The following is a 10,355-nucleotide window of genomic DNA, read 5'->3' as shown; positions in this document are numbered from 1 at the left end:
CAGCGACGTCGCGCAGCGCCTCCATCGCGAGCAATGCATCGCTGTCGGCACGCGGCGGAACTTGGACGTCGGTGATGCCTGCGCGGCGCAGTGCTGCCGCCGTGCCCGCGCCGATCGCAAAGACGTGCTGCGCGCGCCGGCGCCGCAACGGCGCCATCGCCGCCGCGGCCCGCACGGCGTTCGGGCTGGTGAACACGACGCGCGGCGCGGCGAGTGCGTCACGCAACGCACGACGGGCCGCCGTGTCGCCTCGCGCCACGATCCGCATCGTCGACAGCGCCACGCATCCCATCCCCGCGCGCATCGCGGCGCGGCGCACGGCGTCGTGCTGCCCCAGCGGCCGCAGGGAGATGACGTACCATGCCGGCGTTCGTTGGCTCGCTTTCTCGCGCATCGTGCGCAGCTTGCGGCGTGCCGCGCGCTCCCGCAATCGCAATGGTTCGATCGATGTCGCACGCAGACCTGCTCGCCCACCTCGACGCCCACTACCGCGGCATGCCGCCCGTCGCCGCGATGGAGGTCGCCATCGCCGGGTACGACGGGAAAGCGCTGCGCCTGCGCGCGCCGCTTTCGCGCAATGTCAACGACAAGGGTTGTGCGTTCGGCGGCAGCCTCGCCTCGCTGATGACGCTCGCGGCCTGGGGCGTGGTGACCCTGCACATCCAGGACGCGGGCATGGAAGCGGAGGTGTACGTCGCCGATTCCCAGGTGCGTTACCTCGCGCCCTTGTTCGCCGACCTGGAAGCGCAGGCGCATGGCGGCCCCGACACCGATTGGCCCGCCTTCCTCGCCACGCTCGCCGAGCGCGGCCGCGCCCGCACCGAACTCGTGGCGCGCGTCGCGCTTCCCGATGGCGGGGACGCGGCCACCTTCACCGCACGTTTCGTCGCCTTCCGGAAAGGCTAGGATGCGGGCGTCGCCACAGGGGATGCACCCGATGCGCAAGTCGATCCTGTCCTCGCTGATGCTGGCGCTGTGCCTGTGCGTGCTCGCGCTGTCAGGCTGTGCGTCGTCGAAGGACACCAACCAGCTCGACCGCCAGACCTACGCCTATTCGGCGGCGATCCGCTGGGGCGATTTCGAAGGCGCGTGGACGCTGGTCGATCCGAAGTACCGCGAAGCGCATCCGCTCAGCGACGTCGAACTCGAGCGCTACAAGCAGGTGCAGATCGCCGGGTATCGCGACCTCGCCGAGCAGGTGCTGCCCGATGGCGACGTCGTGCGCGAGATCGAGATCGACGTGGTCAACCGCCATACGCTGACGCAGCGGCAGACGCGCTATACCGAGCGCTGGCGTTTCGATGCGGAATCCAAGACGTGGTGGCTCGTGGTCGGCCTGCCGGACCTCTGGCAGGACTGAGCCGGCCCCGGGCGAGCCGGGTACAATCGCCGGCCCGCTCCAACCCCCGGCGATCCTTGTGACTTTCGATGAACTGCTGGCCTTCGCCGGCCGCAACGTCTTTTACGTGATCGCCCTGGTGGGCATCACGCTCGCCCTGCTCTACACGGAAGTCGCGCGCCTGTTCCGCCCGTTCAAGGCGCTGCGCCCGGCCGGCCTCACCGTGCTGATCAATCGCGAGAACGCGCTGGTCGTGGACTTCTCGGCGATCAACGATTTCGAGAAAGGCCACATCCCCGGCAGCAAGAACGTGGTCTTCAGCCAGTTCGACCCGGACAACAAGGTGCTGGCCAACGCCAAGTCGCTGCCCGTCGTGGCGGTCTGCCGCAACGGCCAGGCCTCCGAAGGCGCGGCCAAGCGGCTGAAGGCGGCCGGCTTCGAACACGTGTACTGGCTCGAGGGCGGGATCGCCGCCTGGCAGCAGGCCGACCTGCCGCTGGTGAAGGGCCGCTGAGGTCCCCACATTCGCGATGAGGGTCCGCCGGGAGACGGTGGGCCCCATGCCATAATCGCCCTCTTTTTCGAAGTATTCCCGGAGCAGCAACGATGTCCGAAGAGATCACGCAGCAGCCGAACGCCGGCGCTTCCTTCACGGTCGAGAAGATCTACGTCAAGGACGTTTCGTTCGAAGCGCCCGGCGCCCCGCAGGTGTTCAACGAAGCCGGCGCGCCCGAGCTGCAGATGAACCTCAACCAGAAGGTGCAGCGCCTGAGCGACACCGCGTTCGAAGTCGTCCTCGGCATCACGCTCACCTGCAACGTCGCCGGCAAGACGGCGTACCTGGCCGAAGTGCAGCAGGCCGGCGTGTTCACGCTGGCAGGCTTCGAAGACGCCGGCATCGACGCGATGCTCGGCACGCAGTGCCCGAACCTGTTGTATCCCTACGCCGCGGCCAGCGTCTCGCACCTGATCCAGTCCGGCGGCTTCCCGCCGTTCTTCATGCAGCCGATCAATTTCGAAGGCCTGTATGCGGAAAACCTGCGCCAGCGCGCGGCCCAGATCGGTTCGGGAACCGACCTCGGCGGCACGGAGACGGTCGGCAACGCCTGACCGCCCATGGCGAGCGATCCATCTGACATTCGATTGTCGGTCGCCGTCCTCGGCGCGGGCTCATGGGGCACCGCGCTCGCCGCGCTCATCGCGCGCCACGGGCACGACACCGTGCTCTGGGGGCGCGATGCCGCGGCCGTCGATGCGCTGAACGCATCGCACGAGAACGCCCGCTACCTGCCAGGCGTGCAACTCCCGGCGTCCCTGCGCGCCACGCACGATCTGTCCGACGCCTTGCGCGGCTGCGACCTCGTGCTCGTGGTCGTGCCCTCGCATGCGTTCGCTGCAACGCTACGCGCGCTCGCACCGTTCCGTCCTGCGGGCGCTGGCGTGGCGTGGGCCACCAAGGGCTTCGAACCGGGCTCCGGGCGTTTCCTGCACGAAGTGGCGGGCGAAGTCCTCGGGGGCGACGTGCCGCTCGCGGTGGTCACTGGGCCGTCGTTCGCGAAGGAAGTCGCGCAGGGCCTCCCCACCGCGTTGACGGTGCACGGCGATTCGCCGGAGTTCACGCAGCAGGTCGCCGACGTGCTGCATGGCCCCGCGTTCCGCGCCTACACCGGCGAGGACATGCTGGGCGCGGAACTCGGCGGGGCGATGAAGAACGTCCTGGCGGTCGCCACGGGCGTGGCCGACGGCATGCAGCTCGGCCTTAACGCGCGCGCCGGCATGATCACGCGCGGCCTCAACGAAATGCTGCGCCTCAACGCGGCGATCGGCGGCAAGGCCGAAACGCTCATGGGCCTGGCGGGCCTGGGCGACCTGGTGCTCACGTGCACCGGCGATCTCTCGCGCAATCGGCGCCTCGGCCTGGCGCTCGGCCGCGGACAACAACTGGGCGACGCGGTGCGCGAAATCGGGCAGGTCGTGGAATCCATCCAGACCGCCGACGAAGTGATGCGACAAGCCGATCGCCACGGCATCGAACTGCCGATCTCCGCGGCCGTGCAGGCCGTCCTGCATGGCGACATCACGCCGGCCGAGGGGCTGCAGCGCCTTCTGGCGCGCGACCAGAAGCCCGAGTATCCCGAAGCGCTCTTCCGCTGAGCGCAGGCGAAAAAAAAGCCCGGCGCAAGCCGGGCTTTTTCATGGTGCAAGGCGCGATCAGAACGACGCGCGCACGCCCACGGTGTAGTGCTGCTCGCTCTCGGCGAATTCGGCTTCGCCGATCAGCGACCACATGTCGTTGAAGCGGACTTCGAGACCGGCGGTCGGCGAGAACTCGCCGTCGCTGTTCTTGCCGTCGGTGTAGTTGGCCTTGATCGAGCCGACCACGTACTTGTTGAACGCGCCGCGGAAGCCGGCCGAGACGCGGTAGGCGTCTTCGTCTTCGTCGGCCGACACGCCGAACGCGCTGACTTCGGCCTTGCGGTTGATCCAGCTGGCTTCCAGCAGGAAGTCGGCGTTGTCGGCGACCGACGGGTGCCAGCCGATACCGACCTGGGTCTGCGTCAGGTCGATGTCGACGCCGAATTCGTCGTTGTTGGTCGACTCATAGCCGCCGAAGACGTGGAACTGCTCGGCGAACTCGAACGAACCGTTGATGTTGTAGCCGTCGAAGTTGACGTCCGACATGTTCGGATCGACTTCGATCGCGTTGCGGGCAATGCGCGCATCGACGTACGTGTACGACGGGGCGATGGAATCGGTGGTGGTGCCTTCGGCGGCGTAGGCGCCGAACGAGGCAACGGCCAGGACGGCGGCTGCGAGGATCTGCTTCTTCATGGATTTCCTTGAGTGTGCGTTTTCGATCGAAAAAACGCCGCCTCCCCAGGCGGCGGCGCGCACCGTAACAAAATCTTCACGTTCCCGAATACATGACTCATGACCCAGTGACCGAAAGCAAACAGCCGCTTCGGGGACGCGCGCGCGTTACATCGCCTGCGCGAAAAAAAGAAGCCCGGCATCGTGCCGGGCTTCGTGTCGCAGCAGGGTCTGGCGATTGATCACCAGGTGAAGCGCGGGCCGATGAAGTACTGCTTGTCGCCGCCTTCGATGAATTTCACGTCGCCGGCCAGGCCCCAGTTCTGGTTGAACTTCACCTGCGCGCCGACCTTGCCGTAGAAGTCACCGTCGACGCGCTCGAAGTCTTCCCAGCCGGCCATCGCGTAACCCTCGAAGCGGTCGTTCGCCGCGCCGCGGATGCCGACTTCGGTCGAATAACCGTCGACGTCGAAGTTCGCGCCCGCATCGAGCTTCTCGTAGGCGACGCGCGTGACGAGGTCGATCTTCGGCGCGATCTGGTGGTTGTAGCCGACGCCGAAGCGGTACTGGTCGAAGTCGAAGTTCGTATCGTCGAACTCCTGGTTCTGCCAACCGCCGAAGAGGTGGAAGTTCGGGTGGATCGCGACCGATCCGTCGAGGCCGAAGCCGTCGGCGTCGAGACCGGAGTGGTTCGGGTCCGTGGCGACGTAGCCGCCCTGGACGTAGTTGTAGGAAATGCCGTCGGCGGCCGAGGCGGCGAACGGGGCGGCCACGAGGACGGCCAGGAGGAGCAGGGAACGCTTCATGCGAAAAACTCCAACGATCATTGGGGGAATGCCGGCTCGCCTTGTCGGTCGGAAAGCTCAGCGGCGGCGATCCTTACAATTTCGTTACGAACGCATCCTGAATACAAAACTCGGCAGTTCAGGAACTTTTCCCGGCACGCCTTGTCCACGCGCGGTGCCGCACCCTCGCAACAGCCCCCCTTGTGCGCCGGATCGGCGCCCCAATCCGTGTTGGAAGGGGGAAGCTCTGCGGTAGCGGGATTCGTTGCATGAATGCAACGCTGCGAACTTTTCCGACCCCGTTGTATCCAAGAAGGCCATTGCTAAAATCGCTGCCATGACCCACACCCCGAATGCCACTGCCCTCGTCGCCAACAACCTGCCGATCCCCAGCGCGCTGGGTTCGCTGGATGCGTACATCGGCGCGGTGCACCAGATTCCCGTGCTCACCGTCGAGGAAGAGCAGGCGCTCGCGCGCCAGTTCCGCGATGGCGAAGACCTCGATGCCGCCCGCCAGCTCGTGCTCTCGCACCTGCGCTTCGTCGTGCACGTCGCGCGCGGCTACAACGGCTACGGCCTGCAGATGGGCGACCTGATCCAGGAAGGCAACATCGGCCTGATGAAGGCGGTGAAGCGTTTCGATCCGAACGTCGGCGTGCGGCTGGTGAGCTTCGCCGTGCACTGGATCCGCGCGGAGATGCACGAGTTCATCCTGAAGAACTGGCGCATCGTGAAGGTCGCCACGACCAAGGCGCAGCGCAAGTTGTTCTTCAACCTGCGCAAGAGCAAGACGCGTTTGGGCTGGATGAACGCCGAGGAAGTGCGCGCGGTCGCGCAGGACCTCAACGTCTCAGAGCGCGAAGTGATGGAGATGGAATCGCGCCTGTCTGGCCGCGACGTCGGCTTCGATGCACCGTCGGACAGCGATGACGACCACGCGCCGCCCGCGCCCGTCTCGTACCTGATGGCCAACGACGAAGACCCGTCGATGGCCTACGAGCGCGCCGACAGCGAGGACAACCAGCTCGAACTCCTGCGCGAAGGCCTCTCGCGCCTGGATGCGCGCTCGCGCGACATCATCAAGCGCCGCTGGCTGGACCCCGACAGCAAGGTGACGCTGCAGGAACTGGCCGACGAATACGGCGTGTCCGCCGAGCGCATCCGCCAGGTCGAGGCGAACGCGCTGAAGAAGATGAAAGCCCTCTTCTCCGCGTAAACGAGCCACGAATGAAAACGGCGCCGCAAGGCGCCGTTTTTCATTGTCGGGCCATCATTTCTGTTCGCGCCCCAACACGATCCGCGCGTTGCGCTGGTAGGTCCAGTACGCCATCGCCCAGTCGAGCAACACGACGACGCGGTTGCGGAAGCCGATCAGGAAGAAGACGTGCGCGATCAGCCAGAACGCCCACGCGAAGTAACCGGAAAACCGGAAGCCGTGCAGGTCCACGACCGCGGCGCGCCGGCCGATGGTCGCGAGGTTGCCGTAATCCTTGTAGCGGAACGGTGGCGGTGCAGGCCTGCCGAACAAGCGCGCGCGAATGACATCGGCGATGTACGTGCCCATCTGCTTCGCCGCGGGCGCCACGCCGGGCACCGTGCGTTCGCCCCATTGCACCGTCGCCAGGTCCCCGGCACAGAAGATCTCCGGATGACCGGGCAGGGTGAGGTCCGGGGCGACCGCGACGCGCCCCGCGCGATCCAGCGGCACGTCGAGCGTGCGCGCGAGCGGTGACGCGGCCACGCCCGCGGCCCACAGCACCGTGTGCGCATCGACGCGTTCGTCGCCGAGCACGAAGCCGGCGGCGTCGATGTTCGACACCGGCTTGCCCGTGCGCACGTCGACGCCCAGGCGCGCGAGCGAACGCGCGGCCTTTGCCGAGAGTTCTTCCGGGAACGTCGCCAACACGCGCGGCCCGGCCTCCAGCAACATCACGCGCGCGCAGCCCGGGTCGATGTTGCGGAATTCCTTGCGCAGCGTATGACGCGCGATCTCCGCGAGCGTGCCGGCGAGTTCGACGCCCGTCGGCCCGCCGCCGACGACGGCGAAAGTGAGCCATGCGGTGCGGCGCGCGGGATCGGGTTCGGCTTCCGCGCGCTCGAACGCGGTGAGGATGCGGCGGCGGATCGCGAGCGCATCGTCGAGCGTCTTCAGGCCCGGCGCGTGCGGCGCCCATTCGTCGTGGCCGAAATACGCGTGCGTCGCGCCCGTGCACACCATCAACGTGTCGTACGACAGCGACGTGCCGTTCGCCAACCGCACCGCGCGCGCGGCCTTGTCGACCGCGACCGCTTCGCCCATCAGCACCGTGGCGTTGCGCTGCCCGCGCAGGATGTGGCGCAGGGGCGCCGCGATGTCGGGCGCCGAGAGGCCCGCGGTGGCGACCTGGTAGAGCAGGGGCTGGAACAGATGATGGTTGCCGCGATCCAGCAGCGTGATGCGCACCGATGCGCTGGCGAGTGCACGCGTGGCCCAAAGCCCCGCGAAGCCCCCTCCCACGATCACGACATGCGGCGTGTCGGCCATGCGCGCATTCTCGCGCAAGTGCGCGGCCGATCAATAGAGGTCGATGGGGTCCACGTCGAGCGACCAGCGCACGCGCTTGCCTTCGGGTGCATCGCGCAGCCTGGGGAGTGTGGCGTCGAGCGCGGCGTGCAGCGCGCGGCGATGGGGCGCCGACACGAGCAACTGCGCGCGCTGGAACCCCGCGCGCCGCGGCATCGGCGCAGGCAGCGGACCGTGCACGTCGACGTCCGCGATGCCCGCGTCGTCGAAACACGACTTCGCCAACGCGAGGAACCGCGCGTTCGGCTCGGCGGACTTCGCTTCGGCGCGCATCAGGGCCAGGTGCGCGAACGGCGGAAAGCCCGCGGCCTCGCGTTCGGCCAGCGCGCCGTCGGCGAACGCGCGATAACCGCCCGCGATCAACGTCTGCAACAACGGGTGTGCGGGATGGTGCGTCTGCAACCACACCTCGCCGGCGCGTCGCGCACGCCCCGCGCGGCCCGCGACCTGGATCAACAGTTGCGCGAGCTTCTCCCCCGCGCGGAAATCCGCGGAGAACAGGCCTTCGTCGATGCCGACCACCGCGACGAGCGTGAGATTCGGCAAGTCGTGCCCCTTCGCGAGCATCTGCGTGCCAACGAGGATGCCCGGCCGATCGCCGAGCTGCGCGAGCAGCGATTCGAGCGCGTCACGACGGCGCGTGCTGCCGCGATCCACGCGCAACACCGGCACGTCGGTGAAAAGTTCGACGAGACGCTCCTCGATGCGCTCGGTGCCGACGCCCTGCGGCTGCAGCGCCAGGCCGCCGCAATCCGGGCACGCCATCGGCGCGGGTTGGCGTGCGCCGCAGTGATGGCACTGCAGGCGGCGGCCGCCGGCATGCACCGTCATCGGATGCGGATGATCGGGCGTGCTGCAGCGCTTGCACGCGGCGCTCCACCCGCAGTCGTGGCACAACAACACCGGCGCGTAACCGCGTCGATTGCGGAACACGAGCACCTGGCCGCCGGCGTCGACGGTGGCGCGGATCTTTGCGAGCAGTTCGGGCGACAACCCCGCGTCGAGCGCGCGCTTGCGGATGTCGAGCACGCGGACGGCCGGCGGCTTCGCATCGCCCGCGCGCTTCGACAAACGCACGTGCGTGTAGCGCCCGGCCTGTGCGTTGTGCAGCGTTTCCAGCGACGGCGTCGCGCTGCCGAGCACCACGGGCACGTCGAGCGCCTTGCCGCGCACCAGCGCGAAATCGCGCGCGTGATAGCGGATGCCGTCCTGCTGTTTGTAGCTGCCGTCGTGTTCTTCGTCGACGACGATCAGGCCCGCTGCGGGCAAGGGCGTGAAAATCGCCGAACGCGTGCCCACGATCACGCGCGCCTGCCCACGTGATGCGGCGGCCCACACGCGGGCACGCGCGGTGTCGTTGAGCCCGGAATGCAGCGCGTGCACGTCGATGCCCAACCGCGCGCGGAACCGCGCGAGCGTCTGCGGCGTCAGCCCGATTTCCGGCACGAGGACGAGCGCCTGTTTCCCGCGCGCCAGGCAATCGGCGATCGCCTGCAGGTACACCTCGGTCTTGCCGCTGCCGGTGACGCCTTCGAGCAACACGGCGCCGAATCCGTCGTGCGCGGTGATCGCATCGACCGCCGCGCGTTGTTCGTCGTTGAGCACGGGGCCGGGCGTGCCCGGGACTGCGTCGCGGCCCGGCGTCGTGCGGATCGGCTCGGCAAGCCCCTTCGTTGCCAGTGCGCGCGCGGCGGTGCGCCACCCGGGCAATGCGTCGTCGAGCTCGTCCTCGGTGCGCGCGCGTTCGGAAAGCAGTTCCGCCAACCGCTGCGGCATCGCGCCGCGCTTGAGCTTGTCGAACGATGCGCCCGCCACCGGGCGCCACACGATCTCGTCCGTGTCCGGCATCGGCCCGCCCTGGCGCAACGCCGCGGGCAGTGCGGTGGCCAGCACTTCGCCGAGCGGGGCGTGGACGTACCGCGCGAGCCAGCGCAGTGAATCGAGCAACTCGCCCTGCAACACCGGCGCCGTATCGAGCACCGCGAGCGCCGCCTTCGTTTCGCGCGCGGCCGTATCGATCGGGCCGGTGCCCGCGACGACACCGATGAGTTCGCGCGGACCGAACATCACGCGCACGCGCGCACCGACCGGCACGGCTTCGACGTCGACGCCCTCGGGCGCGCGATAGTCGAACAGCCGAGCCAGCGGCACGGGCAGCGCCACACGCAACACGGTGTCGTCGGAGGACATCGCGTGCAGTCTAAGCGGCCGATGCAACGTGCATGAATGCGTCGTGCGATGCCGCCTGCAATCGCACCATCGGTTTGCCGGAAAGTCTTTCCGCTTCGATGCGATAAGTGGTGCAAGTGACTGCCGCGTAACGGCTTTCGCCTTTATCCACACGATCTGTGGATAAATCTGTGCATGGCGCGATTCCAGCGCATCGTTCACGGCAAAAAATGCGAATTACCTCTACCTTGGTGAAAAAAGTGCCATCCGTTCGGAAACCAACGAAATCAACGGCTTGCGCGTGAAACAAAGTTGCAACGTGGCCGCGCGGCGTCCCGGCGAGGCGCCATGTGACGGTCCTGTTATCGCTGTGCACAACCGATTTGGGCGAAACCCGCGCCGGGCTTGGAGGAGCGGGCGCGGGACGTTTCGTCAAGCCGATTTTTGCGCGCAATTTTTCGATGGCTTCACTATCCTCGGACCCCGATGAGCACGCCCCGCGAATGACCAGCACCCCGTCACCCGGCACGACGACGGTGGGGGCGCCGGCGGCATTCGCGCGCGGCGTCGAACGCCGCGCCGTGGTCTTCGCCACCCTGCAATGCGGATCGGTCGAGCGCGGCGATGCGGCCGTCGCCGCCGCCCTGCGCGCCTTCACGCGGATCGCGGCCGATGCGCCCATGGCGAC

The 10,355-nt window shown here is 67.8% G+C and carries 12 protein-coding genes; 6 read left to right on the top strand and 6 right to left on the bottom strand.

The genetic code is table 11. The features are described 5' to 3' along the window. The coding region (locus LF41_RS15260) for a uroporphyrinogen-III synthase (RefSeq protein ID WP_036171752.1) at nt 1–394 on the bottom strand (394 nt) is incomplete at its 3' end. 41 nt (nt 395–435) lie between these two features. Between LF41_RS15260 and LF41_RS15255 the strand changes: the two genes are divergently transcribed. The 5 genes from LF41_RS15255 to LF41_RS15235 all read left to right on the top strand — a co-directional run bounded on the left by LF41_RS15255 (nt 436) and on the right by LF41_RS15235 (nt 3,493). Next, on the top strand, nt 436–906 hold the full coding sequence (locus LF41_RS15255) for a YiiD C-terminal domain-containing protein (protein ID WP_036171743.1): 471 nt from the start codon (nt 436–438) through the stop codon (nt 904–906). A 31-nt stretch (nt 907–937) separates the two neighbouring features. Beyond that, the gene (locus LF41_RS15250; protein ID WP_036171749.1) at nt 938–1,360 is read left to right on the top strand and encodes a hypothetical protein; all 423 of its coding nucleotides are present in this window, start codon (nt 938–940) and stop codon (nt 1,358–1,360) included. 58 nt (nt 1,361–1,418) lie between these two features. Next, entirely contained in the window at nt 1,419–1,853 is a 435-nt protein-coding gene (locus tag LF41_RS15245) for a rhodanese-like domain-containing protein (protein ID WP_036171740.1), read from the top strand. Nucleotides 1,854–1,945: 92 nt separating this feature from the next. After that, entirely contained in the window at nt 1,946–2,449 is a 504-nt protein-coding gene (secB, locus tag LF41_RS15240) for a protein-export chaperone SecB (protein WP_036171737.1), read from the top strand. Nucleotides 2,450–2,482: 33 nt separating this feature from the next. Beyond that, the gene (locus LF41_RS15235; RefSeq protein WP_425599481.1) at nt 2,483–3,493 is read left to right on the top strand and encodes an NAD(P)H-dependent glycerol-3-phosphate dehydrogenase; all 1,011 of its coding nucleotides are present in this window, start codon (nt 2,483–2,485) and stop codon (nt 3,491–3,493) included. A 57-nt stretch (nt 3,494–3,550) separates the two neighbouring features. Here the strand turns inward: LF41_RS15235 and LF41_RS15230 are convergent, their stop codons facing one another. Both LF41_RS15230 and LF41_RS15225 read right to left on the bottom strand, forming a co-directional pair. Continuing rightward, entirely contained in the window at nt 3,551–4,171 is a 621-nt protein-coding gene (locus LF41_RS15230; RefSeq protein WP_036171731.1) for a hypothetical protein, read from the bottom strand. A 221-nt stretch (nt 4,172–4,392) separates the two neighbouring features. After that, nucleotides 4,393–4,956 carry an OmpO family porin gene (locus LF41_RS15225; protein ID WP_036171728.1) on the bottom strand — a complete coding sequence of 188 codons (564 nt, stop codon included), beginning with the start codon at nt 4,954–4,956 and terminating at the stop codon, nt 4,393–4,395. A 316-nt stretch (nt 4,957–5,272) separates the two neighbouring features. Between LF41_RS15225 and rpoH the strand changes: the two genes are divergently transcribed. Continuing rightward, complete coding sequence (gene rpoH / locus LF41_RS15220; protein ID WP_036171725.1) at nt 5,273–6,151, top strand: RNA polymerase sigma factor RpoH; 879 nt, start codon at nt 5,273–5,275, stop codon at nt 6,149–6,151. A 54-nt stretch (nt 6,152–6,205) separates the two neighbouring features. On the opposite strand, the gene LF41_RS15215 is transcribed toward rpoH, so the two are convergent. The 3 genes from LF41_RS15215 to LF41_RS17405 form a co-directional block, all read right to left on the bottom strand. Continuing rightward, complete coding sequence (locus tag LF41_RS15215) at nt 6,206–7,459, bottom strand: NAD(P)/FAD-dependent oxidoreductase (RefSeq protein ID WP_036171746.1); 1,254 nt, start codon at nt 7,457–7,459, stop codon at nt 6,206–6,208. Between the two features lie 30 nt (nt 7,460–7,489). Continuing rightward, nucleotides 7,490–9,688: a primosomal protein N' gene (locus LF41_RS15210; RefSeq protein ID WP_036171722.1), complete on the bottom strand. Its 2,199-nt coding sequence runs from the start codon at nt 9,686–9,688 to the stop codon at nt 7,490–7,492. A gap of 10 nt (nt 9,689–9,698) precedes the next feature. Then, a partial coding sequence (locus LF41_RS17405; RefSeq protein ID WP_161786973.1) for a hypothetical protein occupies nt 9,699–10,355 on the bottom strand: 657 nt, incomplete at its 5' end.

Origin of the sequence: Lysobacter dokdonensis DS-58 (assembly GCF_000770795.1) — a bacterium.
In the GTDB taxonomy this organism is placed as follows: Bacteria; Pseudomonadota; Gammaproteobacteria; order Xanthomonadales; family Xanthomonadaceae; genus Noviluteimonas; species Noviluteimonas dokdonensis.
This window is presented reverse-complemented; position numbering and strand designations above follow the sequence as displayed.

What these genes read in the sequence shown, in the direction of transcription:
- LF41_RS15215 (WP_036171746.1), bottom strand. Translation starts at nt 7,459, where the DNA reads ATGGCCGACACGCCGCATGTCGTGATCGTGGGAGGGGGCTTCGCGGGG.
- LF41_RS15210 (WP_036171722.1), bottom strand. Translation starts at nt 9,688, where the DNA reads ATGTCCTCCGACGACACCGTGTTGCGTGTGGCGCTGCCCGTGCCGCTG.
- LF41_RS15250 (WP_036171749.1), top strand. Translation starts at nt 938, where the DNA reads ATGCGCAAGTCGATCCTGTCCTCGCTGATGCTGGCGCTGTGCCTGTGC.
- secB (WP_036171737.1), top strand. Translation starts at nt 1,946, where the DNA reads ATGTCCGAAGAGATCACGCAGCAGCCGAACGCCGGCGCTTCCTTCACG.
- LF41_RS15225 (WP_036171728.1), bottom strand. Translation starts at nt 4,956, where the DNA reads ATGAAGCGTTCCCTGCTCCTCCTGGCCGTCCTCGTGGCCGCCCCGTTC.
- LF41_RS15255 (WP_036171743.1), top strand. Translation starts at nt 436, where the DNA reads ATGGTTCGATCGATGTCGCACGCAGACCTGCTCGCCCACCTCGACGCC.
- rpoH (WP_036171725.1), top strand. Translation starts at nt 5,273, where the DNA reads ATGACCCACACCCCGAATGCCACTGCCCTCGTCGCCAACAACCTGCCG.
- LF41_RS15230 (WP_036171731.1), bottom strand. Translation starts at nt 4,171, where the DNA reads ATGAAGAAGCAGATCCTCGCAGCCGCCGTCCTGGCCGTTGCCTCGTTC.